This is a genomic window from Galactobacter valiniphilus (assembly GCF_003575975.1).
GTDB classification, from domain to species: domain Bacteria; phylum Actinomycetota; class Actinomycetes; order Actinomycetales; family Micrococcaceae; genus Galactobacter; species Galactobacter valiniphilus.
In genome coordinates this window covers 1-23,430 of the sequence record NZ_QQXK01000015.1, presented here as the reverse complement: position 1 = coordinate 23,430, position 23,430 = coordinate 1, and the positions used below count along the sequence as shown (strand labels likewise).

Below are 23,430 nucleotides of genomic sequence, written 5' to 3'. Positions count from 1 at the left end.
GGAACGTGATTGAGGTGGGTCAGTTCTCGGTCTGCGCCAGCTCGGCCTCGATGGCCTCGCTGAGCTGCTCTTCGATCGAGGCGACCCCGATCTTCTGGATGATCTCGTTGAGGAAGCCGCGCACCACCAGGCGGCGGGCGGTCTTCTCATCGATGCCGCGGGCCATCAGGTAGAAGAGGTGCTCGTCGTCGAAACGACCCGTCGTGGAGGAGTGACCGGCGCCGTCGATGGCACCCGTCTCGATCTCCAGGTTGGGGACGGAATCGGCGCGGGCGCCGTCCGTGAGCACGAGGTTCTTGTTGGCCTCGTAGGAGTCGGTGCCCGTGGCCTCCTTGCGGATCAGCACATCGCCGATCCACACGGCGTGGGCGTCCTCACCTTGGAGCGCGCCCTTGTAGAGCACGTTCGAGGTGCACTTGGGGGCGGCGTGGTCCACGAAGAGGCGGTGCTCCAGGTGCTGGCCGGCGTCGGCGAAGTACAGGCCGAACATCTCGGCCTCGCCGCCCTGCGCGGACAGGCGCGCCGACGGGGTCACGCGGACCACGTCGCCGCCGAAGGACACCGCGGTGTGCTTCAGATGGGCCTCCCGCCCGATACGGGCCTGCTGATCGGAGGCGTGCACGGAGGCGTCGTCCCAGCGCTGCAGGGTAACGACGTTGAGGTCGGCACCCTCCTTGAGGTCGATCTCGACGTTCTGCGAGAGCACGGCCAGGCCGCTGTGGTCCAGGACCACGGTGGCGCGGGCGCCGGGCTCGCCGACGATCACGATGTGCTGGGCGGACGGGGTGGCGTTCTCGCCCTTGATCGAGGCGACGATGACGTCACCCTCGGCCGCGGCCGGAACCGTGATGACCGTGGCGGTCTCCACGGCGGCGTAGGCGTTGGCCGCCACGCGATCCTCGGGGGCCAGGAAGCCCACGCGGGCATCGCTCTTGGCGACCTGCTCCACGCCCACGGCCAGCTCGAGGTTGCCCTCGGTGACCTTGACCTCGATGGCCGGCGCAGCGGCGGCGTCCAGCGCCTCCGTGTGCAGGCCCTTGAGGCGCTTGAGCGGGGTGAAGCGCCAATCCTCCTCGCGGCCCGTCAGGGCCGGGAAGTCGTTCGGGTCGAACGAGGCCGGACGGCCGGCGCGGGAGGAATCCTCCACGCCGACGCCGCCGCCGTGCGAGTGCTCCTTGGCGGCGTCGCCGCCCAGGGTGGACAGGTTCGTCGCGGCCAGGTTCAGCGGCGAGAGATCCTCGCCCTCCTCCGTGAAGCCGGCGATGAGCGGCGCGCCCTTGGCGCGCTCGGTGATGATCGAATCGGCCATGATCAGCCCACGGACCCTTCCATCTGGATTTCAATGAGGCGGTTCAGCTCGAGCGCGTACTCCATGGGCAGCTCGCGGGCGATCGGCTCCACGAAGCCACGCACGATGAGGGCCATGGCCTCCTGCTCCGCGAGACCGCGGGCCATGAGGTAGAAGAGCTGCTCCTCGGAGACCTTGGAGACGGTCGCCTCGTGCCCCATCGTCACGTCGTCCTCGCGGACGTCGATGTAGGGGTACGTGTCCGAACGCGAGATCTGGTCCACCAGGAGGGCGTCGCAGACCACGTTGTTCTTGACGCCCTTGGCGCCCTCGCGTACCTGGACCAGGCCGCGGTAGCCGGAGCGGCCGCCGTTGCGCGCGATCGACTTGGCGACGATCGAGGAGGAGGTGTTCGGGGCGATGTGGACCATCTTGGAACCCGTGTCCTGGTGCTGGCCGGCGCCGGCGAAGGCGATGGACAGCGTCTCACCGCGGGCGTGCTCGCCCGTGAGGTAGACGGCGGGGTACTTCATGGTCACCTTGGAGCCGATGTTGCCATCGACCCACTCCATGGTGGCGCCCTCTTCGCAGACGGCGCGCTTGGTGACGAGGTTGTACACGTTCGTGGACCAGTTCTGAATAGTCGTGTAGCGAACGCGGGCGTTCTTCTTCACGATGATCTCGACCACGGCGGAGTGCAGGGAATCCGACTTGTAGATCGGAGCCGTGCAGCCCTCGATGTAGTGAACGTAAGAGTCCTCGTCGGCGATGATGAGCGTGCGCTCGAACTGGCCCATGTTCTCCGTGTTGATACGGAAGTAGGCCTGCAGCGGGATCTCGACGTGCACGCCCTTGGGGACGTAGACGAACGAGCCGCCGGACCACACGGCGGTGTTGAGCGCGGCGAACTTGTTGTCGCCGGCCGGGATCACGGAGCCGAAGTACTCCTCGAAGATCTCCGGGTGCTCCTTGAGCGCGGTGTCGGTGTCGAGGAAGATGACGCCCTGCGCCTCCAGGTCCTCACGGATCTGGTGGTAGACGACCTCGGACTCGTACTGCGCGGCCACGCCGGCCACGAGGCGGTTGCGCTCGGCCTCGGGGATGCCCAGCTTCTCGTAGGTGTCGCGGATCTCCGCCGGGAGCTCCTCCCACGACTCGGCCAGCTTCTCCGTGGAGCGCACGAAGTACTTGATGTTGTCGAAGTCGATGCCGGAGAGGTCGGGACCCCACGTCGGCATGGGCTTGCGATCGAAGTACTTCAGCGCCTTCTGGCGGCGGGCGAGCATCCACTCGGGCTCGGACTTCTTCGCCGAGATGTCGGCCACGACATCGGCGTCGACGCCGCGCTTGGCCGCAGCACCGGCGGCATCCTCATCGGCCCAGCCGTACTGGTAGTTGCCGATGCCTTCGAGCTCGGGATTGTTCTCGAGGATCTCGGCGATCACGCCGGGATCCGCGGCGCTTGGCGCCATCTGCTCCGTCATCGCGTCCTCTCCTGCTTCTTGGAAATCGTGATTCTGGTTCGCTTCTCGGGAACGACGCTTTCAGCGTCGCGCCCGAGGGGAATATGGGTGGTGCACACGTGGCCGCCCGCGGCCAGCGTGGCGAGTCTTCTCACGTCAACGTCGAGAAGGCGGGCAAACATTTCCGCCTCGGCCTCGCAGATCTCCGGGACCTCGCGGGCCACGTCGACGACGGGGCAGTGCGCCTGGCACAGCTGGAGGCTACGCATGGCGTGCGTGCCGGTGGAGACGTCGACGACGCGGGTGAAGGCCACGTAGTCGTCGTCCGCCAGGGCGGAGGCGAGGGCCTCGGCCCGCTCGGCGCCGGCCGGGGCGGCCTGGACGCGCTCGTGGTAGCGCTCCTCCTGCTCGGCCGCGCGGCGGCGGGCGAACTCCTTGACGGCGTCCTCGCCGCCCAGCTCGCGCAGCATGGCCACGGCGTCGGCTGCCAGGCGGCCGTTCTCGTTGCCGAGGCGGACCTGGGCGGCCGGGTTGACGACGTAGTGGCGCGCCGGGCGGCCTGCCTTGGCGCGCTGCTGGGGCACGTCCTTGACGCCGATCAGGGCGTCGGATTCGAGCCGGTCGAGGTGGCGACGGACGGCCGCCGGGGTGAAGCCAAGGCGGCGCCCGAGCTCGGCCGCCGTGATGGGGCCATGCTCGAGCACGGTGCGCAGCACGCGGTCACGCGTGCTCGCGTCTGCGTCCTTGGCGTTGACCGCGGACTCGTCCGCGCGCGGGGATGCTGAAGCCTCTGAATACACAAGAACATCATCCCCTAATGGGGCACCGGGTTCTAGTAAGGCATGCCTTGGCGTGAGGCACCACTCACGGTGGCGTGCCGGCGCTCACGCGCCCCGGGCGGAGCCCTCGGCGCCGCCCGGGGATCGGCCTGACCCGCAGCGCGGCGACCGCGGTAGCGCGTCACACTCGCTCTACTACACCCTGTCGAAGACGCTAGGATTGGACGGTGCATGCCTCCGATCCGAGCCGTCCGTCCGCGCCCCCCGCGGTCTTCGTCGACTCCCTGACCAAGTCCTTCCGCGCGGCCGCCGGTCGACACCAGCACGTGCTGCAGGGTGTGTCCTTCAGCGCGGAGGCCGGAGCCGTCACCACGCTGCTCGGCACCAACGGCGCAGGCAAGTCCACCTCCCTCGCGTGCGCCCAGGGCCTCCTGCGCCCCGACGGCGGCACCGTGCGCCTCCTGGATCAGGACCCGTGGCTAGCCCCCGCCCAGTTGCGCGCCCGCGTGGGCGTCATGCTGCAGGACAGCGGCCTCCCGCCGGCCCAAAAGCCCCTCGCCTACCTCTCGCACGTGGCCTCGCTCTACGCTCAGCCGCGCCCCGTCGCGGAGCTGGCCGAGCGGCTCGGCCTGAACGAGTTCGCCCGCACCCCCATCCGCCGGCTCTCCGGCGGCCAGAAGCAGCGCGTGGCCCTCGCGGTGGCGCTCGTCGGCTCGCCCGAGGTGCTCTTCCTCGATGAGCCGAGCGCGGGCCTGGACCCGCAATCGCGCCAGGTGGTCTTCGAGATCATCGAGGAGGAGCGTGCACGCGGGCGCGCCATTGTTCTGACGACGCATCTGCTGGAGGACGCCGAGCGCCTCTCCGACACTGTCTACGTCATCGATCGCGGCCGCACGGTGGCCCACGGCAGCGTGGCCGAACTCATCGGCAACGACTCTCCGCCCTCACTCACGGTCTCCTTCCCCGAGGGAGCCGAGCCGGCCTGGCCCGCCGGGGTAACGCCGCGGCGCGAGGGCGGCGCCTACATCCTTGACGCCGTGACCTCCCCCGCGCTCCTCGCGAGCCTGACGAGCACATGGGAGGCCGCCGGGATCCTCCCCGTCAGCCTGCGGCTCGAGCGCCGCTCCCTCGAGGACGCCTTCCTCGCCCTCGCGAGCGAGGCCTCGCACGATCTGCTGGAAGGAAGCCGCCCGTGAGCGCCACCGCCCCCCTGGCCCCGGCACAAGCCGCGGCCCGTCCCGCCCCGGTTCTGGTGCGCTGCCTGCGCCAGGCCCTCTATGAGACCCGCTCGATCCTCGGCAACGGCGAGCAGCTCATCGTCTCGATCGCCCTGCCGCTCATGGCCATGATCGGCCTGACCTGGCTGGACCTCCTGGATGGCTTCGCCTCCTCCCGCATCAATGCCGCCGCCCCCGGCGTCTTGGCGCTGTGCGTCGTGTCCGTGGCCTTCACGGGCCAGGGCATCCAGACCGGCTTCGACCGCCAATACGGCGTGCTCCGCTCGCTCGCCACCACTCCCCTGGGCCGCGGTGGCCTCATCGCGGGCAAGGGCCTGGCGGTGCTCGTGGTGGTGTGCGTGCAGGTGCTCGTCATCGGCCTCGTCGCAGCGCTGCTGGGCTGGACCCCCGTCGCCTCCGGCTGGCCGGCGGCCGCGCTCATGCTGCTGCTCGGCTCGATCGCCTTCACGTCGCTTGGCCTCCTCATCGCCGGCACGCTGCGCCCCCAGGCCACGCTCGCCGTCACCAACCTCGTGTGGGTGCTGCTCGCCGCCGTCGGCGGCCTGCTCCTGCCCCTGTCCAAGCTGCCCGGCCTCCTCGGCACGGCGGCCACCCTCCTCCCCTCCTCCGCCCTGGGCGAGGGCATGCGCGCCGCGCTGATCCACGGCCGCATCGATCCTACGAGCCTCCTCGTGCTCGCCGTCTGGTCGGTGCTCGGCACCGCCGCGGCCGTGCGCTGGTTCCGCTGGGAGTAAGACACATGAAGGACACGCTCTCCATGGCCACCTCCGCCACCGCTGCGTCGACGGGCATCTCCCGGACGGCCCACCGCCTCGCCATCGCCTCCCTGGTTTCCCAGATCGGCATCATCGTCACGGGCGGCGCCGTCCGCCTGACGGCCTCCGGGCTGGGTTGCGACAACTGGCCCAATTGCATGCCTGGCACCATGACTCCCGTCCCGGAGTCCGGCATCCACGGACTCATCGAGTTCGGCAACCGCCTGCTGACCTTCGTCCTCGTGGCGATCGCCATCGCGACGATCGCCTCGGTATGGAAGGCGCGCAGGCAGTTCCCGCGCATCTTCTGGCTCTCCCTCGGCCTGCTGGCGATCATCCCGGTGCAGGCCGTCATCGGTGGCATCACCGTGTGGACCAAGCTCAACCCGTGGGTGGTCTCCCTGCACTTCCTGGCCTCTGCCGCGCTCGTGTGCATGGCCACGCTGCTCGTGAACCGCACGGGCCTGGCCTCCAACCCGCAGCCGGGCGGCATCACGGGCGGCCCCGTGGCCCCCACGCTGCGCACCCTGGGCTGGGCCATCTGGGCGCTCTCGGCCGCGGCCGTGGTGCTCGGCACCATCGTCACGGGCACGGGCCCGCACGCCGGCGACCCGCAGGCACCCCGCCACGACTTCAACCCCGATCTCGTCACGCGCATCCACGTGGTGCCCGTGTACCTGCTCGTCGCCGCCGTGGCCGTCGCGATCTTCCTCGCCATCCGCACCAACGCCCCCGCGCACCTGCGCCACGGCCTCTGGTGGATGGTGGGTGTCCTGGTGCTGCAGGCGGCCATCGGCTACACGCAGCACTTCACGGGCCTGCCCGTGCCGCTCGTGCTGGCACACATGCTCGGTTCGGCGCTGCTCATGGTTGCCGCAACCAACGTCTGGGACCGCTCCACGGGCCTCGTGCAGGCCAAGTAGCTCCCCCACAGCACCGCTGACGGCCGGTGCCCGTCTCGCCCCGAGCGAGCCGGGCGCCGGCCGTCTTCTTTGTCCGCGTCCTGACCAGTCGGTCCGGTTGCTGCACCTTGAGACGACAAAAATCGGACCAGGTCCGGTCACAGACAGGGGCCGGCGCACGGTCCCGCCCGCGGGTCCCCTGCCGCTTCTCGCGGCCCCGACTGCCCGACGGCGCGGGCTCGCCTCCCGCCGTCGGGGCGCCCGGCGCCCGGCGCGGCCAGGCGCCGTCGCGCCGTCGCGCTGTATCCCTCCGCCGGCCGTCGGGCCCTACCCGACCACCCGCCGTCGGGCCCCTCCCCCGTCCCACGCGGCCACCACCGGGAACGCAACGGGCCCGCGTCGACATGCGACGCGGGCCCGGTGCTGAAGAAGACCGGTGGCTTCCCCCTAGAGCAGCGGCTGCCCCACGAAGGGATCGATGGCCACGGCGATGAAGAGGAAGGTGAGGTACAGGTTCGAGAAGTGGAAGACGCGCATGGCCTTGCGGTTGAGCGACTTCGGGTTGTGATCGGTCTGCGCCTCGCCGTACAGGCGGTGCGTCTCGGCGATGAACCAGCCGCCCACCACGAGGGAGACCACGGTGTAGACGATGCCCACGGCGCCCATGGGGATCAGCAGCAGCGAGCAGGCCACGGTGGCCCACGCGTACAGGACCACCTGGGCGGAGACCGTGCGGCCCGCCGCCACGGCGCCGAGCATGGGCAGCTCGGCGGCCTCGTAGTCGTCGGCGTACTTCATGGACAGCGGCCAGTAGTGCGACGGCGTCCAGAGGAAGATCACGAGGAACAGCACCACGGCAGGCCACTCGATGCGGTTCGTGACGGCGGCCCACGCGATGAACACGGGCATACAGCCGGCCACGCCGCCCCACACGATGTTCTGGGTGGTGTGGCGCTTGAGGATCAGCGTGTAGAAGACCACGTAGAGCAGGATCGCGACGACGCCGAGGACGGCGGCGAGCAGATTGGCACCGGCCCACAGGATGGCGATGGAGACCGCGCCCACGATCCAGGCAAACGCCAGGGCCTTGCCCGGCGTGATCTCGCCCGTCACGAGCGGACGGTTCTTGGTGCGCTTCATGATCTGATCGACGTCGCGATCGAAGTAGCAATTGAAGGCGCCGGCCGAGCCGGCGGCGAGGGCGCCGCCCGCCATGGTGGCGACCATCGTGATGACATCAGGCCAGCCGCGCTGCGCGAGCAGCATGGTGGGCAGGGTCGTCACGAGGAGCAGTTCGATGACGCGGGGCTTGGTGAGAGCCACGTACGCCTTCGACTTGCGAGAGATGAACGCCCCCAGGGCCTCGCCGGGCTGACGAATCGACAGATCCGTCCGCTGCGGCGCCGCTGGGGCGGTGGTGGTGGACATGCGCATGGACCTCTTCAACGGCACAGGTGATCCCAGTCAGTCTACAGCGTGTAGAACACGCGGGCGCGGCGGCGGGTGCGTGAGCCGGATGACGCCACGAGGTGACGCAATGTATCTGTGCGCCGGCGGCATCGGCGTTAGGGTGGATCACGGTAAGCGTCCAGGGCAGCACGACACCGCATCCCTGCGCCGTCGTGCTTAGCCCTCCGCATCAGCCAGGCCTGCCCATCAATGGCTGCAGGCATAGCCCGGATTCTCGGAGGAACCCAAGGTGTCTAACACTGAGACCTCGCTCGTGTGGAGCGAAGCAGACCAGCGCGCCGTCGACACCGCGCGTGTCCTGGCCGCCGACGCGGTCGAAAAGGTCGGCAACGGCCACCCAGGCACCGCGATCTCGCTGGCCCCCGCCGCGTATCTGCTCTTCCAGCGCCACCTGCGCCACGATCCCTCCGACGCCGATTGGCTCGGCCGCGACCGCTTCATCCTCTCCCCCGGCCACACCTCGTTGACGCTGTACCTGCAGCTCTTCCTCTCCGGCTACGGCCTCGAGATGAAGGACCTGGAGGCGCTGCGGACGTGGGGTGCGCTGACCCCGGGCCACCCCGAGTACGGCCACACGGCCGGCGTCGAGATGACCACCGGCCCGCTGGGTCAGGGCCTCGCGACGTCCGTGGGCTTCGCCTACGCCCAGCGCCGCCTGCGCGGCCTCTTCGACGCCGAGGCGCCCGCCGGCACCTCGCCGTTCGACCACCGCGTCTACGTCATCGCCTCCGATGGCGATCTGCAGGAGGGCGTCACGGCCGAGGCCAGCTCGCTCGCCGGCCACCAGCAGCTCGGCAACCTCGTGGTCATCTACGACGACAACAAGATCTCCATCGAGGACGACACCGATGTGGCGTTCACCGAGGACGTCCTGGCCCGCTACGAGGCCTACGGCTGGCACACCCAGAAGGTCGACTGGACCAAGACGGGCGAGTACGTCGAGGATCTCGACGCGCTCGACGCCGCCATCAAGGCCGCCGAGGCCGAGACCTCCAAGCCCTCCATCATCTCGCTGCGCACCATCATCGGCTGGCCCTCGCCTGGCAAGCAGAACACGGGCGGCATCCACGGCTCCAAGCTGGGTGCCGAGGAGCTCGCCGGCCTGAAGACCGTCCTGGGCTTCGATCCCGAGGAGCACTTCGCGATCGACGCCGACGTGCTGGCCCACGCCCGCTCGGTCTCCGAGCGCGGCGCGGCCGCCCACGCCGAGTGGGACGCCGCCATGAGCGCCTGGCGCGAGCGCACCTCCCCCGAGCTGGTCGCCGAGTACGAGCGCATCACGCGCGGCGAGTTCCCCGACGGCTGGCTTGACTCCCTGCCGGTCTTCGAGGCCGGCAAGGCCGTCTCGACCCGCGTCGCCTCCGGCCAGGTCATCAACGCCGTGGCCCCCGTGCTGCCCGAGCTCTGGGGCGGCTCCGCCGACCTCGCCGGCTCCAACAACACGACGATCGAGGGCGCGAAGTCCTTCAATCCCGTCGAGTGGACCACGAAGTCCTGGAACGCCGACCCGGCCGGCCGCGTGCTGCACTTCGGCATCCGCGAGCACGCCGCCGCGGCGATCGTCAACGGCATCGTCACGAGCTCCACGACGCGCGCCTTCTCCGGCACCTTCCTGATCTTCTCGGACTACCAGCGCCCGGCCATCCGCCTCTCCGCGCTCATGGGCATCCCGTCCATCTACGTGTGGACGCACGATTCCATCGGCCTGGGCGAGGACGGCCCGACCCACCAGCCCGTGGAACAGCTCGCCTCGCTGCGCGCCATCCCGAACCTCGACGTGATCCGCCCCGCGGATGCCAACGAGACCGCGCAGGCCTGGCGCCGCATGCTGGAGATCCAGGACCACCCGACCGGCATCGTCCTGACCCGCCAGAACGTCCCGACCTTCCCGCGCGGCGAGGAGGGCTTCGCCTCGGCCGAGCTCGTCTCCCGCGGCGGCTACACCCTCAAGGACGCCTCCACCGGCGCCCCCGAGGTCATCCTGATCGGCACGGGTTCCGAGGTGCAGCTCGCCGTCGAGGCGCAGGCGGCGCTCGAGGCGGAGGGCGTCCCGACGCGCGTCGTCTCCATGCCGTCCATCGAGTGGTTCCGCGCCCAGGGCGCCGAGTACCGCGAGCTGGTCCTGCCCGCCGCCGTGCGCGCCCGCGTCGCCGTCGAGGCCGCCTCCAGCCAGGGCTGGCACGAGTTTGTCGGCGACGCCGGCCGCCTCGTGACCCTCGATCACTTCGGCGCCTCCGCCGACGAGAAGACCCTGTACACCGAGTTCGGCATCACGACCGCAGCCGTCATCGAGGCCGCCCGCGCCTCGCTCGCAGCGTCCGCCTGAACCGACGCGAACCTCACATCTAAGGAAGCAGAGCATGAGCACACACACCAGTGCACTGGCCGGCGCAGGGGTCTCCCTGTGGCTGGATGACCTCTCCCGCGAGCGCCTCACCTCCGGCTCGCTCGCCGCGCTGATCGAGGACAAGGACGCCAGCGGCGTCACGACAAACCCGTCGATCTTTGCTGCCGCCCTGTCCCAGGGCGAGTCCTACGCGGTCCAGGTGGCCGAGCTGGCCGCCGCCGGCGCCGATGTCGACACCGCGGTCGTGGAGATCACGACGCGCGACGTCGCCGACGCGTGCGACGTCTTCGCCGGAGTGGCCGCGGCCACCGACGGCGTCGACGGCCGCGTGTCGATCGAGGTCGACCCGCGCCTGGCCCACGACACGGCCGGCACCGTGGCGCAGGCCAAGGAGCTCTTCGCCAAGGTCGCCAAGGACAACGTCCTCATCAAGATCCCCGCCACCCCGGAGGGCCTGCCGGCCATCTCCGAGGTGCTGGCCGCCGGCATCAGCGTCAACGTCACGCTGATCTTCGACCTCGAGCGCTACCGCGCCGTCGTCAACGCCTTCCTGGTGGGCCTGGAGAAGGCGAAGGCCGCCGGCCTTGACCTCTCCAAGATCCACTCGGTCGCCTCCTTCTTCGTCTCCCGCGTGGACGCCGAGATCGACGGCCGCCTGGAGGCCATCGGCACCGAGGAGGCGCTCGCCCTGCGCGGCAAGGCCGGCCTCGCCAACGCCCGCCTGGCCTACCAAGTCTTCGAGGAGTCCATCGACTCCGAGCGTTGGGCCACGCTGGCCGACGCCGGCGCCCGCCCGCAGCGCCCGCTGTGGGCCTCCACCGGCGTCAAGAACCCCGCCTACCCGGACACGCTGTACGTGGACGGCCTGGTGGCTCCCGGCACGGTCAACACCATGCCGGAGAAGACGCTCGACGCCGTGGCTGACCACGGCGGCGACGGCACCGACACGGTGTCCGGCAGCTACGAGGCCTCCGACGCCGTGCTCGACGCCCTCGCGGCGCTCGGCATCGACTACGACGAGGTCGTCTCCAAGCTCGAGTCCGAGGGTGTCGAGAAGTTCGACGTCGCGTGGGCCGAGTTGCTGGAGAACCTCCAGGCCTCGCTCGACGCCGCCCGCGGGGAGGCCTGACATGACGGACTTCGGCATCGCCGTGAGCTCGGCGGCCTCCGCCGTGCTCGACGAGCAGCTGCCCGGCCTGGTCGAGGCGCGCATCGCTTCGCGCCTCGCCGCGCTGGATGACACGCTGTGGGGCCCCGAGGCCCAGCCCGAGGCGTCGATCCGCCTCGGGTGGGTCCACCCCTCCGCGGCCTCGCGCCCGCTCGTGGAGCCCATCCTGGCGCTCCGCGACGAGCTGCGCGCCCAGGGCGTCGACCGCGTCGTGCTGGCGGGCATGGGCGGTTCCTCTCTCGCTCCCGAGGTCATCACGCGCACGGCCGGCGTGGAGCTGACCGTGCTCGACTCGACGGACCCCACGATGGTGCGCCGCGCCGTCGAGGACCGCATCGAGGCGACCGTCCTCGTGGTGTCCTCCAAGTCCGGCTCCACCCTGGAGACCGACTCGCAGCGCCGCATCTTCGAGCAGGCGTTCACCGACGCCGGCATCGATCCCGCCGCGCGCATCGTGGTCGTCACCGATCCGGGTTCGCCGCTGGACGCCTCGGCCCGCGAGGCCGGTTACCGCGTGTTCAACGCCGACCCGAACGTGGGCGGGCGCTACTCGGCGCTCACCGCCTTCGGCCTGGTTCCCTCCGGCCTGGCCGGCGCCGACATCATCGAGCTGCTCGATGACGCCGAGGCGGCAGAGGAGGAGCTCGCCGAGGACGACGAGGCAAATCCCGGGCTCGCGCTCGGCGTGGCCCTGGCCGGTTCGGCCCCCGCGCGGAACAAGATCGTCATCGTCGACGAGGCCTCGGGCCTGGTGGGCTTTGCGGATTGGGCCGAGCAGCTCATCGCCGAGTCCACGGGCAAGCTCGGCAAGGGCGTGCTGCCCGTCGCCGCGCACCCGGGCGACGCCGACGCGGTGGGCAACTTCGCCGATGTGCGCCTCATCCGTCTGGTGCCGGATCTCGACGCGCCTGCCGGCGCGGACAGCGACGCCGCCGTGGTGGATCAGCTCATGCTCTCCGGCTCTCTCGGCACGCAGTTCGCCATCTGGGAACACGCCACCGCCGTGGCCGGCTACCTGCTGGGCATCAACCCCTTCGATCAGCCCGATGTGGAGGCCGCCAAGGCCGCCGCCCGCGGCCTGCTCGACGCGACCCCGGCCCCCGAGGCCCCGGTCGCGGTGGACGGTGCCGTGGAGTTGCGGGCCTCCGCGAACATCGCCGGTGGGGTCTCCGACCTCGCGACGGGCCTCGGCGCGCTCTTCGGCGCCCTCGGCACGGACGGCTACGTGGCGGTCCAGGCCTACCTCGACCGCATCGGCCTGGCCGATCTGGAGGAGATCCGCGCCGAGCTCGCCGCGGCGCTGCAGCGCCCCGTGACCTTCGGGTGGGGCCCGCGCTTCCTGCACTCGACGGGACAGTTCCACAAGGGCGGCCCCGCCCAGGGCGTCTTCCTGCAGCTCAGCGCGGCCGACGGCGAGGATCTGCCCATCCCGGGCCGCGAGTTCACCTTCGGTGGTCTCATCCGCGCCCAGGCCGACGGCGATGCCCAGGTCCTGGCCGAGCACGGGCTGCCCGTGCTGCGCCTGCGCCTGAACGACACCGCAGCCGGCCTCGCGCAGCTGCGCGCCGCCGTCTCCGCCCTGGCCTAAGCGGCCAGCCCCTCGCCCGCGGGCCCGCCCTCCGCGTCGTCGTCGACGCGGAGGGCGGGCCCGCGGCATGAGGTCACGGGCCGCCACGGCGGCCGCCCCACCCAGCGCCCAAAGATAGACTGGGTGCGGCCCCTGTCCACCACCCCCGCCCTATGTGGAGGCCCCACCCGTCATGCTCCCCACCCCCAATCCCCTGCGCGAGAAGGACGACCGTCGCCTCAAGCGCATTTCCGGCCCCGGGACGCTGATCTTCTTCGGCGTCACGGGCGACCTGGCCCGCAAAAAGCTGCTCCCCGCCGTGTACGACCTGGCCCACCGCGGCCTGCTCCCCACGAGCTTCGGCGTGATCGGTTTCGGCCGCCGCGACTGGAGCCACGAGGAGTTCGTGGCCGAGGCCCGCACCTGGGTCGAGGAGCGCGCCCGCACGCCCTTCGACGAGGACGTCTGGAACCAGCTGGCCGGCGGCTTCCGCTTCGTGACCGGTGGCTTCGACGACGACGACGCCTACGAGCGCCTCGGGGAGGTGCTCCAGGAGCTGGACGACACCCGCGGCACGGGCGGCAACCGCGCCTTCTACCTCTCCATCCCGCCCAAGGCCTTCGAGGCCGTCTGCGGCAAGCTGAGCGAGCACGGCCTCGCGGATCAGGCCTGGGAGGACCCGGAGACGGGCCAGCAGCCCTGGCGCCGCGTGGTCATCGAGAAGCCCTTCGGCCACGATCTGCTCAGCGCCCGCGAGCTCAACGACGTCGTGGAGAGCGTGTTCCGCCCCGACGACGTCTTCCGCATCGACCACTACCTGGGCAAGGAAACGGTCCAGAACCTGCTGGCGCTGCGCTTTGCGAACCGCCTCTTCGAGCCGCTGTGGAACGCGCAGCACGTCGACCACGTGCAGATCACCATGGCCGAGGACATCGGCATCGGCGGCCGCGCCGGCTACTACGACGGCGTGGGAGCGGCCCGCGACGTCATCCAGAACCACCTGCTCCAGCTCCTGGCACTCACCGCCATGGAGGAGCCGGTCGGCTTCACGGCCGACGATCTGCGCGCCGAGAAGGAGAAGGTGCTCAGCGCGGTCAAGGTCCCGGCCCACATCGCCTCGGCCTGCGCCCGTGGTCAGTACGCGGGCGGCTGGCAGGGCGGCGAGAAGGTCACCGGCTACCTCGAGGAGGAGGGCTTCGACCCGCACTCCACGACGGAGACCTTCGCCGCGATCCGCCTGGAGATCGCGACCCGCCGCTGGGACGGCGTGCCGTTCTACCTGCGGGCCGGCAAGCGCCTGGGCCGCCGCGTCACGGAGATCGCCGTGGTGTTCAAGAAGGCCCCGAACCTGCTCTTCCACGACAACTCCGGCGCCGACTTCGGCCAGAACGCCGTGGTCATCCGCGTGCAGCCGGACGAGGGCGCCACGCTGCGCATCGCCTCCAAGGTGCCAGGCACCCAGATGGAGGTGCGCGATGTGACGATGGACTTCTCCTACGGCAGCTCGTTCACCGAGTCCTCCCCCGAGGCCTACGAGCGCCTCATCCTCGACGTCCTGCTGGGCGAGCCGCCGCTCTTCCCGCGCCACGCCGAGGTGGAGCAGTCCTGGCGCATCCTCGATCCCTTCGAGGAGTACTGGGCCTCCCTCACGGAGCAGCCCGAACCGTACGCACCCGGCAGCTGGGGCCCGGACTCGGCCCACCTACTGCTCGCCAAGGATGGAAGGACGTGGCGTCGCCCATGATCGTCGATCTCCCAGACACCAAGACCTCCCAGGTCGCCAAGACCCTCGTCATGCTGCGCCGCGAGGGCCACGTGGGCTCCAACGCCCGCGTCCTGACCCTCGTGGTCTCCACGTTGCCCGGCCACGAGGAGGCGGCCGTCGAGGCGGCCCAGGCCGCCGCGCGCGAGCATCCCTGCCGCGTCATCGTGGTGGTGCGCGAGGGCGCCGATCGCCCCACGCGCCTCTCGGGCGAGGTGCGGGTGGGCGGCGACGCCGGCGCCTCCGAGGTCATCATCCTGCGCACCTCCGGCGAGCTCAACGAGCCCGACGAGTCGCTCATCTCGGCGCTCCTCCTGCCCGACGATCCAGTCGTCTCCTGGTGGCCCTCGGGCGTGCCCGAGGACGTCTCCTCGACGCCCCTCGGCGTCATCTCGCAGCGCCGGATCACGGACGCGGCCGCCGAGCCGGATCCGCTCGATGCCCTCGGCCGCCTGGCCGCCTCCTGGCGCCCGGGCGACACCGATCTCTCGTGGACCCGCCTGACCTTGTGGCGCACGCAGCTGACGTCGATCCTCGACCAGTACGGCACGCGCGGCCTGCGCGACATCACGGTGCACGGGGCGCTCACGTCCCCCAGCACGGTGCTCCTGGCCGCGTGGTTGCAACACCAGCTGTCGGCCGTCCCCGTGCGCCTGGCCGAGGCAGAGGGCGAGGCGCCCGTCCAGGGCGTGCGCCTGGCCCGCCGCGGCGGCGACGTCGAGATCTCGCGCCCCGTGGGAGACGTGGCCCAGCTCTACCTGCCGGGCCAGTCCGTCCAGCACGTCGCGCTTCCCGTCCGCACGCTGCCCGCGTGCCTCGCGGAGGAGCTGCGCCGCCTGGACGACGACGTCGTGCTGGGGCGCGTGCTCACGCACGGCCTCCCGGCCTGCAACCTCTCCCCCGTCGCGCCCAGCCCGCGCTAGGCCGGAACGGCAGAAAAGCCCGGCGTCGCGCGCTTGAGCCAAGCGCGCGACGTCGGGCTTTGCTGTTCCTCGGGGGCGCCTGTGGCGGTCCGGTGACGCAGAAGGGCCCGGGACCTCCTTCAAGGAGGTTCCGGGCCCTTCGGGTGCCGCGGCCGGGCCGCGGCGGGAGAATCAGACCGTCGGGTTGAAGCGCATGAGCAGCGCGAGCCCGATGATGCAGGCGATCCAGATGACCGAGATCCACACCGTGATGGTGGTGAGGGTCTTTTCGGCGCTACCGGAGGAACCCAGCGAGGAGGTCATGCCACCACCGAACATGTCGGAGATGCCGCCACCGCGGCCCTTGTGGAGCAGGACCGTCAGAGCCAGGAGCACGCTGGTGATGGCCACCAGGACCTGAAGGACGATCGTCAGCACGTTCACTGCGGGGACTCTCTTTCGTCTAAGGGATTCGCTCAGCGCTGCCCGTCGGTGACGAGGTGCTGCTCGAACCGTGCAATATTAGCAAATTCCCCGGCGTCGAGGCTCGCGCCGCCGACCAACACGCCGTCCACGTCGACCTCGGCCATGATGGCCGCCACGTTGGCGGCCTTCACGGAGCCGCCGTAGAGCAGGCGCAGGCCCTCGGCCGCCTCGTCGCCGTGCGAGGCACGCACGGCCTCGCGCAGCGCGGCGCACATCTCCTGGGCGTCGGCCGGCCCGGCCACCTCGCCCGTGCCAATGGCCCACACGGGCTCGTAGGCGACCACGAGGTTCGCCACCGTGGCGGCGTCCAGCTGGCCGATCACGGCGGACAGCTGCCCCAGCGTGTGGGCCACGTGGGTGCCGGCCTGGCGCACCTCGAGGCTCTCGCCCACGCACAGCACGGGGACGAGCCCGTGGCGCAGGGCGGCCTGCACCTTGGCCAGCGCGACGTCGTCGCCCTCGCCGTGCAGGGTGCGGCGCTCGGAGTGGCCCACGAGCACAAACTCGCAGCCGAGGGCCTTGAGGAAGGCGCCGGAGATGTCGCCCGTGTAGGCGCCCTCGTCGGCCGGGGAGAGATCCTGGCCGCCGTAGGCGACCGGGAGGTCATCGCCGGCCACGAGCGTCTGCACGCCGCGCAGATCGGTGAACGGCGGGAAGACGGCCACCTCCACGCGGTCGAAGGTGAAGTTGGCGTCCTGGAGGGTCCACACGGTCTTCTGCAGCAGGGTGATGCCCTGGCGGTGGTCCATGTTCATCTTCCAGTTGCCAGCGATCAGCGGGCGACGGAGGAACTTCCCATCGACGATCTTCGCCATGGTGTTACTTCCCTTCGAGTGCGGTGAGGCCGGGCAGCGCCTTGCCCTCGAGGTACTCGAGGGAGGCGCCGCCGCCGGTGGAGATGTGGCCGAAGTCGGAATCGGCAAAGCCGAGCGAGCGCACGGCGGCCGCGGAGTCGCCGCCGCCGACCACGGTGAACGCGGAGGTGTCGGCGAGGGCCTGCGCCACCGTGCGGGTGCCGCCGGCGAAGGCCTCCATCTCGAACACGCCCATGGGGCCGTTCCAGAAGACGGTCTTGGCGCCGGCGATGCGCTCGGCGAACGCGGCGGCGGAGTCCGGGCCGATGTCCAGGCCGAGGCCCGTGGCGCCGATGGCACCTCCGGCGATGTCGTCGGCGGGACGCACCTCGTGCGCCGCATCCGCGGCGAAGGTCGCGGCCACCACGACGTCGGTCGGCAGCACGATGCGCGCCGCGCCGGCCTCCGAACGGGCCAGGTAGGAACGCACCGTGTCCAGCTGATCCACCTCGAGCAGGCTGCCGGCCACGTCGTGGCCGAGCGCCTTCAGGAAGGTGAAGGCCATGCCGCCGCCGATGAGCAGCTCGTCTGCCACGTCCAGCAGGCGGTCGATGACCGCGAGCTTGTCGGAGACCTTGGACCCGCCGAGGACGACCACGAAGGGGCGCTCAGGGTTCTCGGTCAGGCGGCGCAGCACCACGAGCTCGTCACGGACCAGATCGCCCTGGTACGCCGGGAGGGCGAAGGCGATGTCGTAGACGGAGGCGTGCTTGCGGTGCACGGCGCCGAAGGCGTCGTCGACGTAGGCGCCGTCCTCGCCGGCCAGCGCGGCGTAGCGGGCGGCGAGGGCGATGCGCTCGGCGTCGTCCTTGCTGGTCTCGCCCGGCTCGAAGCGGACGTTCTCCACGACGAGCACCTCGCCGTCGGCCAGGCCGGCGGCCAGCTCGCTCGCGGAGGCCCCCACGACGTCCTCGGCGATCTGCACGGGCAGACCGGAGAGCTCGCGCAGCTTGAGCGCGGCGGGGCGGATGGAGAAGCGGGCCTCGGGGGCGCCCTTGGGGCGGCCGAGGTGGGCCAGCACGACGACGCGGGCACCGGCGGAGGCCAGCTGGGAGATGACGGGAATCGAGGCGCGCACGCGGCCGTCGTCGGTCACATTGCCCTCGGAATCCAGCGGCACGTTCAGGTCCGAGCGGACCAGCACGGTGCGGCCGGCAACGCCGGTGGCAAGAAGATCATCAAGGGTCTGAGCACTCATGGCATCAACTTTAGGTCAGTGCACGGCGCCCGCCACACCGAGGTCTCGGTGTGGCGGGCGCCGTGCTGCACTGAACCTACGCTCAGAGCTTCTCGCCGACGAAGGCGGCGATGTCGACGAGGCGGGAGGTGTAGCCCCACTCGTTGTCGTACCAGCCGAAGACCTTCACCTGCTGGCCGATGACCTGGGTCAGCGGGGCGTCGAAGATCATGGAGTGCGAGTCGCCGACGATGTCGGAGGAGACGATCGGGTCCTCGTTGTACTTCACGTACGGGGCGAGGGCGCCCTCGGAGGCCGCCTTGGCGTAGGCGGCGTTGACGGCCTCGACCGTGACGGGCTTGCTCACCGTGACCGTGAGGTCGGTGATGGAACCCGTGATGACCGGGACGCGCAGGGCGGAACCGTTGAGCTTGCCGGCCAGCTCCGGAAGCACCTCGCCGATGGCCTTGGCGGCACCCGTGGAGGTCGGGATGGTGTTCTGCGCGGCGGCGCGGGCGCGACGCTTGTCGCCCTTGTGCACGTTGTCGTGCAGGTTCTGGTCGCCCGTGTAGGCGTGAACCGTGGTCATGAGACCCTCGACGACGCCGAACTCGTCGTTGATGATCTTGGCCAGCGGGGCCAGGCAGTTGGTGGTGCACGAGGCGTTGGAGATGACGTTCATCGTCTCAGGGTTGTACGTGCCCTCGTTGACGCCCAGCACAAAGGTGCCGTCGACGTTCTTGCCGGGGGCGGAGATGATGACCTTCTTGGCTCCACCGGCGAGGTGGGCCTTGGCCTTCTCACCATCGGTGAAGAGGCCGGTGCACTCAAGCACGATCTCCGCGCCGGCGCCGGCCCAGTCGATCTCGGCCGGGTCGCGGTGCTGCGTGACCGTGATGGCCTTGCCGTCCACGATCAGCTTCTGGCCGTCGGCCTCCACCGTGCCCGGGTACGCACCCAGGATCGTGTCGTACTTGATGAGCATCGCGATGTCGTCGACGGGGGCGAGATCGTTGATGGCCACGATCTCCACGTCGCGGCCCTGGGCCTTGATGACGCGAAGGACGTTGCGACCGATGCGGCCGAACCCGTTGATGCCGATGCGAGTGGTCACTGCTGTGCTCCTTGAGACGAGCAGGCCGCGACGAGGGAGCGAAAGAGGGGCTCCCGGAGTTCAAGAGACCGACGCGGCCCGGATTTCCATGATGGACCGGGGACACACCGTCGTGTCTCGGCCGCCTTCTGCAGGCGGCCCTTGGCGCTTCTCGCGGGTGATTTCCCCGCGGTTTCGCGCTGATGTCTTTCAGTCTACACGCTTCGCGCCCGGGGCGTGAGAGTCATCTCACAGCACCGGGCGCGAAGGGTCAGAACAGCTGACGTGCGGGGCCGAATCAGCGACCCGGGACGATAAGCTGCTGGGCGCCGGAGCGGGCGGCCTCGAAGCGGGCGGAGACGTCGGCCCAGTTCACGATGTTCCAGAAGGCCTTCACGTAGTCGGCCTTGATGTTGACGTAGTCCAGGTAGAAGGCGTGCTCCCACATGTCCAGCATCAGCAGCGGGGTCGTGGCCACCGGCACGTTGCCCTGCTGATCGTAGAGCTGCTCGATGACGAGGTTGCCGCCGAGGCCCTCGAGGGCCAGGAGGGCCCAGCCGGAGCCCTGGATGCCGAGGGCGGCCTGGGTGAAGTGCGCCTGGAAGGCCTCGAAGGAGCCGAAGGCGTCGTCGATGGCCGCGGCCAGCTCGCCCTCGGGGCGGTCGCCACCCTCCGGGGAGAGGTTGTTCCAGAAGATCGAGTGGTTGGTGTGGCCACCCAGGTTGAAGGCCAGGTCCTTGGAGAACTTGGCGACGTTGGCGAAGTCGTTCTTCTCGCGGGCCTCGGCCAGCTGCTCCAGAGCCTTGTTGGCGCCGGCCACGTAGGTGGCGTGGTGCTTGTCGTGGTGCAGCTCCATGATGCGGGCGGAGATGTTCGGCTCCAGAGCGGCGTAGTCGTACGGCAGCTCCGGGAGGGTGTACAGCGACATGATTCCTCCAGTTCATGGGCGGCACACGTGCTGTTGCCGCCCGTTCTTCTTGTGTGCAGGCCGCGAGGGCCCACTTCCCTAGACCCTAGCGCGCCCGGGGACAGCAGGCACAACCGCGCGCAACGCGGCGTCTATTCCCCGCCCGCGCGTGTCGCGCTCGCGTCCCGGTGCCCGACGGCGCGGGGCCGCCGAGGGCGGTCGGGTCTCAGTCCTCGAGCGCCTCGAGCGGGACTGCGGCCTCCGTGCCGGGCTCGCCGCGCTCGGCGGCCGCCTTGTCGGCCATCGCGAGGAGGCGGCGGATGCGCCCGGCGATCGCGTCCTTGGTGAGCTGCGGGTCGGCGAGCCGGCCCAGCTCGTCGAGGCTCGCGTCCTTGTGCTGCAGGCGCAGGGTGCCGGCGTCGCGCAGGTGCTCCGGGACGTCGTCGCCCAAGATTTGCAGGGCGCGGGCCACGCGGGCACCGGCCGCCACGGCGGCCTGGGCGCTGCGGCGCAGGTTCGCGTCGTCGAAGTTTGCCAGGCGGTTGGCGGTCGCACGGACCTCCTTTCGCTGGCGGCGCTCCTCCCACACGGAGAGGGTCTGGCTCGCGCCCATGTGGCGCAGCAGTTCGGCGATGGCGTCGCCGTCGCGCAGCACCACGCGGTCCACGCCGCGCACCTCGCGGGCCTTGGCGCTCAGGCCGAGGCGGCGCGCGGCGCCCACGAGGGCGAGCGCCGACTCGGGTCCGGGGCAGGTGATCTCGAGGGCGGAGGAGCGCCCGGGCTCGGTCAGCGAGCCGTGGGCCAGGAACGCCCCGCGCCAGACCGCGCGGGCGTCGAGCACTGAGCCGTTGACCACGGTGGAGGGCAGGCCGCGCACGGGGCGGCCGCGGCCGTCCAGCAGGCCCGTCTGGCGGGCCAGGGCCTCGCCCTCGCGGACCACGCGCACCACAAAGCGCTCGCCCTTACGCAGGCCGCCGCCGGAGACGACGATCACCTCAGCGCGATGGCCGTAGACCTCGGCGAGGGCCCTGCGCACGCGCTGCGCGGTCGCGGCGGAGTCCACCTCGGCCTCGATCACGATGCGGCCGGAGATGATGTGCAGGCCTCCTGCAAACCGCAGCAAGGTGGCGACCTCCGCCCGGCGCTGCGAGGTTTGCCTCACTTCGAGCCTGGCTAGTTCGTCCTTGACGGAAGCGGTCAACGCCATGGGTGCACGGATCCTTTCGGGTGCGTTGGTCTCCGTGACGCGCCACGGGGGCGCTCAGAAGGAGGAAATCACGTCGCGATAGGCCGCCGCGAGCCGCAGCGGATCGTGGATGGGCTGGCCATCGCGCTGGCCCACTCTATCGAAGAAGACCCGTGCCCCGAGCCGGTGGGCCGCCTCCCGGAAGCGGCTCACGTCCTCCACCGAGGTCGGGTCGGCGAGCACGGCATCCACGCGCAACTGCGGGGCGTAGCGGCGAATGAGGTCGAGGTGATCGGCCGCATCCAGCTCCAACGTCTCGGAGGTGTCTGTGGTGAGATTCATGGTCACGAGCGTCTTCGCCTTGGACTGCTCCAGGGCGCGGCGCACGTCCGGCAACAGCAGATGCGGGAGCACCGAGGTGAACCACGAGCCGGGGCCGAGCACGTTCCAATCGGCCTCCATGATCGCCTCGAGCGCCTCCGGGGTGCCGGGGGCGCCCGCCGGGTCGAGGCCGATCTCGGTGACGCGGCCCTTCTGGGCGGCCCTGGCGAGTTCCACCTGCCCCACCACCGCGCGGGAGCTCAGCGCACCGTCGGCGCTCTGCGAGAGCACCGTGCCGTGAATCGTGAGCGGGGTGGTGCTCACGGGCAGCACGCGGCCGCGGGCGCCGAGGAGGCTACCGGCCCAGCGCAGGCCCTCCACGGGGTCCTGGAGCATCTCCCAGAGCGCCACGATGAGCAAATTGCCCAGGGCGTGGCGATCCAGCGTCCGCGCCGACTCCGGGCGCGAGGCGAAGCGATGCTGCATGACATCGGCCCAGGTCCTCCCCCACTCGGTGTCGTCGCACAGGGCGGCGAGGGCCATGCGCAGATCGCCAGGAGGCAGGACCCCAAACTCGTCGCGCAGGGTGCCGGAGGAGCCGCCGTCGTCGGCCACCGTGACGATGGCCGTCAGGTCGGTGTCGAGGCGCCGGAGCGCCTGCAGGGAGGCAGAGAGCCCGTGGCCTCCGCCGAGCGCGGTGACCTTCCACTGAGCGGCCGGTGCGTGGGGGCTGAGCTTCGGCGCCAGCATGGGGAGAAAGCCGGTGGGGATGTCCACGCTCACTCCCGCCCGAGGTCGCGGTGCACCACTGAAACGCGCACGTCGCGGAAGCCGGTGAGGCGGCGGGCGATCTCCTCGGCGATGGCGACGGAGCGGTGCTTGCCGCCCGTGCACCCCACGGCGATCGTGGCGTAGTGCTTGCGCTCGCGGCGGTAGCCCTCGAAGACGGGGGCCAGGGCGGCGACGTAGTGCTCGATGAATTCGCGCGTGCCGCCCGCGGCCAGCACGTAGTCGCGCACGTCCGGGTCCTGGCCCGTGTGCGGGCGCAGCTCCGGGATCCAGTGCGGGTTCGGGACAAAACGGACATCGGCCACATAGTTGGCGTCGACGGGCAGCCCGTACTTGAAGCCGAAACTCATGACGTTCAGGCGCAGCGTGATGGGTCCCTCGTCGGAGAAGACCTCGTGCACGGCGGCCGCGAGCTCGTGCACGTTGAAGCGGGAGGTGTCCATGACGATCTCGGCGGTGTCCTTCAGCTCGGCCATGAGGACGCGCTCGGCGTCGATGCCGTCCACGATGCGCCCGTCGCCCTGCAGCGGGTGCGGGCGGCGTCCCTGCTCGAAGCGGCGGACGAGCACATCGTCGTCGGCGTCGAGGAAGACCACGCGGTAGTTCAGGCCGGCCGCGCGCATCGCCTCGAGCGATTCGCGCAGCGCGGGGAACAGGCCGCGGGAGCGGATGTCGACGCCCACGGAGAGCTTGGGCAGCGCCTCCGGCGTGCGCGCCACCAGGTCGGTCAGGGTCTGGAGCATCTGCGGCGGCAGGTTGTCCACGACGTACCAGCCCATGTCCTCCAGGGCGTGGGCCGCGGTGGTGCGTCCGGCGCCGGACATGCCGGTGAGCACCACGATCTCCGACTGCTGGGGCTTGTGCACCTCGGGCGTTGCATTCATGCACCCAACCCTAGCTGTATTGCCCCGCCAGGTTGGGTACGCGGCTGGCGGGGGTGGAGCCCTTGAGTGATGTGTGGCCGCGGTGGTGATTG

Annotated in this window: 20 protein-coding genes; 8 read left to right on the top strand and 12 right to left on the bottom strand. The window is 70.7% G+C overall.

Annotated features, from left to right (window positions below):
* Nucleotides 1–19: 19 nt before the first annotated feature.
* Genes sufD through DWB68_RS16990 form a run of 3 tightly spaced genes read right to left on the bottom strand, consistent with a single transcriptional unit; the run spans nucleotide 20 to nucleotide 3,551 of the window.
* Nucleotides 20–1,309, bottom strand: coding sequence for a Fe-S cluster assembly protein SufD (sufD, locus tag DWB68_RS08675; protein ID WP_119424745.1), 1,290 nt, complete (start codon nucleotides 1,307–1,309; stop codon nucleotides 20–22).
* Nucleotides 1,310–1,311: 2 nt separating this feature from the next.
* A complete protein-coding gene (gene sufB / locus DWB68_RS08670) occupies nucleotides 1,312–2,772 on the bottom strand; it encodes a Fe-S cluster assembly protein SufB (RefSeq protein WP_119424744.1) in 1,461 nt (486 codons plus the stop codon).
* On the bottom strand, nucleotides 2,769–3,551 hold the full coding sequence (locus DWB68_RS16990; protein ID WP_119424743.1) for a helix-turn-helix transcriptional regulator: 783 nt from the start codon (nucleotides 3,549–3,551) through the stop codon (nucleotides 2,769–2,771). Before DWB68_RS16990 ends, sufB begins: the two co-directional genes overlap by 4 nt.
* Before the next feature lie 206 nt (nucleotides 3,552–3,757).
* On the opposite strand from DWB68_RS16990, the gene DWB68_RS08660 reads away from it, so the two are divergent.
* Genes DWB68_RS08660 through DWB68_RS08650 form a run of 3 tightly spaced genes read left to right on the top strand, consistent with a single transcriptional unit; the run spans nucleotide 3,758 to nucleotide 6,446 of the window.
* On the top strand, nucleotides 3,758–4,726 hold the full coding sequence (locus DWB68_RS08660; RefSeq protein WP_233548690.1) for an ABC transporter ATP-binding protein: 969 nt from the start codon (nucleotides 3,758–3,760) through the stop codon (nucleotides 4,724–4,726).
* A complete protein-coding gene (locus DWB68_RS08655; RefSeq protein ID WP_199700420.1) occupies nucleotides 4,723–5,502 on the top strand; it encodes an ABC transporter permease in 780 nt (259 codons plus the stop codon). Before DWB68_RS08660 ends, DWB68_RS08655 begins: the two co-directional genes overlap by 4 nt.
* A gap of 5 nt (nucleotides 5,503–5,507) precedes the next feature.
* Entirely contained in the window at nucleotides 5,508–6,446 is a 939-nt protein-coding gene (locus tag DWB68_RS08650; protein WP_119424741.1) for a COX15/CtaA family protein, read from the top strand.
* 426 nt (nucleotides 6,447–6,872) lie between these two features.
* Here the strand turns inward: DWB68_RS08650 and DWB68_RS08645 are convergent, their stop codons facing one another.
* Nucleotides 6,873–7,853 (bottom strand): heme o synthase, encoded by a 981-nt coding sequence (locus tag DWB68_RS08645; RefSeq protein WP_119424801.1) that lies wholly within the window; start codon nucleotides 7,851–7,853, stop codon nucleotides 6,873–6,875.
* A gap of 271 nt (nucleotides 7,854–8,124) precedes the next feature.
* On the opposite strand from DWB68_RS08645, the gene tkt reads away from it, so the two are divergent.
* From tkt to DWB68_RS08620, 5 genes are all read left to right on the top strand, one after another.
* Complete coding sequence (gene tkt, locus DWB68_RS08640) at nucleotides 8,125–10,221, top strand: transketolase (RefSeq protein WP_119424740.1); 2,097 nt, start codon at nucleotides 8,125–8,127, stop codon at nucleotides 10,219–10,221.
* Nucleotides 10,222–10,255: 34 nt separating this feature from the next.
* Nucleotides 10,256–11,371: a transaldolase gene (gene tal / locus DWB68_RS08635; protein WP_119424739.1), complete on the top strand. Its 1,116-nt coding sequence runs from the start codon at nucleotides 10,256–10,258 to the stop codon at nucleotides 11,369–11,371.
* A 1-nt stretch (nucleotide 11,372) separates the two neighbouring features.
* The gene (locus DWB68_RS08630) at nucleotides 11,373–12,998 is read left to right on the top strand and encodes a glucose-6-phosphate isomerase (protein WP_119424738.1); all 1,626 of its coding nucleotides are present in this window, start codon (nucleotides 11,373–11,375) and stop codon (nucleotides 12,996–12,998) included.
* A 172-nt stretch (nucleotides 12,999–13,170) separates the two neighbouring features.
* Nucleotides 13,171–14,721, top strand: coding sequence for a glucose-6-phosphate dehydrogenase (zwf, locus tag DWB68_RS08625; protein ID WP_119424737.1), 1,551 nt, complete (start codon nucleotides 13,171–13,173; stop codon nucleotides 14,719–14,721).
* Nucleotides 14,718–15,662: a glucose-6-phosphate dehydrogenase assembly protein OpcA gene (locus DWB68_RS08620; RefSeq protein ID WP_119424800.1), complete on the top strand. Its 945-nt coding sequence runs from the start codon at nucleotides 14,718–14,720 to the stop codon at nucleotides 15,660–15,662. The genes zwf and DWB68_RS08620 overlap by 4 nt, the downstream gene beginning before the upstream one ends.
* A gap of 171 nt (nucleotides 15,663–15,833) precedes the next feature.
* Here the strand turns inward: DWB68_RS08620 and secG are convergent, their stop codons facing one another.
* From secG to rapZ, 8 genes are all read right to left on the bottom strand, one after another.
* A complete protein-coding gene (gene secG / locus DWB68_RS08615; protein ID WP_119424736.1) occupies nucleotides 15,834–16,085 on the bottom strand; it encodes a preprotein translocase subunit SecG in 252 nt (83 codons plus the stop codon).
* A 32-nt stretch (nucleotides 16,086–16,117) separates the two neighbouring features.
* Nucleotides 16,118–16,942: a triose-phosphate isomerase gene (tpiA, locus tag DWB68_RS08610; RefSeq protein WP_119424735.1), complete on the bottom strand. Its 825-nt coding sequence runs from the start codon at nucleotides 16,940–16,942 to the stop codon at nucleotides 16,118–16,120.
* 4 nt (nucleotides 16,943–16,946) lie between these two features.
* Nucleotides 16,947–18,179, bottom strand: a complete 1,233-nt coding sequence (locus tag DWB68_RS08605) for a phosphoglycerate kinase (RefSeq protein ID WP_119424734.1) — start codon at nucleotides 18,177–18,179, stop codon at nucleotides 16,947–16,949.
* An 82-nt stretch (nucleotides 18,180–18,261) separates the two neighbouring features.
* The gene (gene gap / locus DWB68_RS08600; RefSeq protein ID WP_119424733.1) at nucleotides 18,262–19,272 is read right to left on the bottom strand and encodes a type I glyceraldehyde-3-phosphate dehydrogenase; all 1,011 of its coding nucleotides are present in this window, start codon (nucleotides 19,270–19,272) and stop codon (nucleotides 18,262–18,264) included.
* A gap of 277 nt (nucleotides 19,273–19,549) precedes the next feature.
* Nucleotides 19,550–20,179, bottom strand: coding sequence for a superoxide dismutase (locus DWB68_RS08595; RefSeq protein WP_119424732.1), 630 nt, complete (start codon nucleotides 20,177–20,179; stop codon nucleotides 19,550–19,552).
* Between the two features lie 205 nt (nucleotides 20,180–20,384).
* Nucleotides 20,385–21,365, bottom strand: a complete 981-nt coding sequence (gene whiA, locus DWB68_RS08590; protein ID WP_119424731.1) for a DNA-binding protein WhiA — start codon at nucleotides 21,363–21,365, stop codon at nucleotides 20,385–20,387.
* Nucleotides 21,366–21,419: 54 nt separating this feature from the next.
* Nucleotides 21,420–22,442 (bottom strand): gluconeogenesis factor YvcK family protein, encoded by a 1,023-nt coding sequence (locus DWB68_RS08585; protein WP_407645682.1) that lies wholly within the window; start codon nucleotides 22,440–22,442, stop codon nucleotides 21,420–21,422.
* A gap of 2 nt (nucleotides 22,443–22,444) precedes the next feature.
* A complete protein-coding gene (gene rapZ / locus DWB68_RS08580) occupies nucleotides 22,445–23,338 on the bottom strand; it encodes an RNase adapter RapZ (RefSeq protein WP_119424730.1) in 894 nt (297 codons plus the stop codon).
* Nucleotides 23,339–23,430 lie beyond the last annotated feature (92 nt).

What these genes read in the sequence shown, in the direction of transcription:
- sufD (WP_119424745.1), bottom strand. Translation starts at nt 1,309, where the DNA reads ATGGCCGATTCGATCATCACCGAGCGCGCCAAGGGCGCGCCGCTCATC.
- sufB (WP_119424744.1), bottom strand. Translation starts at nt 2,772, where the DNA reads ATGACGGAGCAGATGGCGCCAAGCGCCGCGGATCCCGGCGTGATCGCC.
- DWB68_RS08650 (WP_119424741.1), top strand. Translation starts at nt 5,508, where the DNA reads ATGAAGGACACGCTCTCCATGGCCACCTCCGCCACCGCTGCGTCGACG.
- DWB68_RS08645 (WP_119424801.1), bottom strand. Translation starts at nt 7,853, where the DNA reads ATGTCCACCACCACCGCCCCAGCGGCGCCGCAGCGGACGGATCTGTCG.
- tal (WP_119424739.1), top strand. Translation starts at nt 10,256, where the DNA reads ATGAGCACACACACCAGTGCACTGGCCGGCGCAGGGGTCTCCCTGTGG.
- DWB68_RS08630 (WP_119424738.1), top strand. Translation starts at nt 11,373, where the DNA reads ATGACGGACTTCGGCATCGCCGTGAGCTCGGCGGCCTCCGCCGTGCTC.
- zwf (WP_119424737.1), top strand. Translation starts at nt 13,171, where the DNA reads ATGCTCCCCACCCCCAATCCCCTGCGCGAGAAGGACGACCGTCGCCTC.
- DWB68_RS08620 (WP_119424800.1), top strand. Translation starts at nt 14,718, where the DNA reads ATGATCGTCGATCTCCCAGACACCAAGACCTCCCAGGTCGCCAAGACC.
- tpiA (WP_119424735.1), bottom strand. Translation starts at nt 16,942, where the DNA reads ATGGCGAAGATCGTCGATGGGAAGTTCCTCCGTCGCCCGCTGATCGCT.
- DWB68_RS08605 (WP_119424734.1), bottom strand. Translation starts at nt 18,179, where the DNA reads ATGAGTGCTCAGACCCTTGATGATCTTCTTGCCACCGGCGTTGCCGGC.
- DWB68_RS08595 (WP_119424732.1), bottom strand. Translation starts at nt 20,179, where the DNA reads ATGTCGCTGTACACCCTCCCGGAGCTGCCGTACGACTACGCCGCTCTG.
- whiA (WP_119424731.1), bottom strand. Translation starts at nt 21,365, where the DNA reads ATGGCGTTGACCGCTTCCGTCAAGGACGAACTAGCCAGGCTCGAAGTG.
- rapZ (WP_119424730.1), bottom strand. Translation starts at nt 23,338, where the DNA reads ATGAATGCAACGCCCGAGGTGCACAAGCCCCAGCAGTCGGAGATCGTG.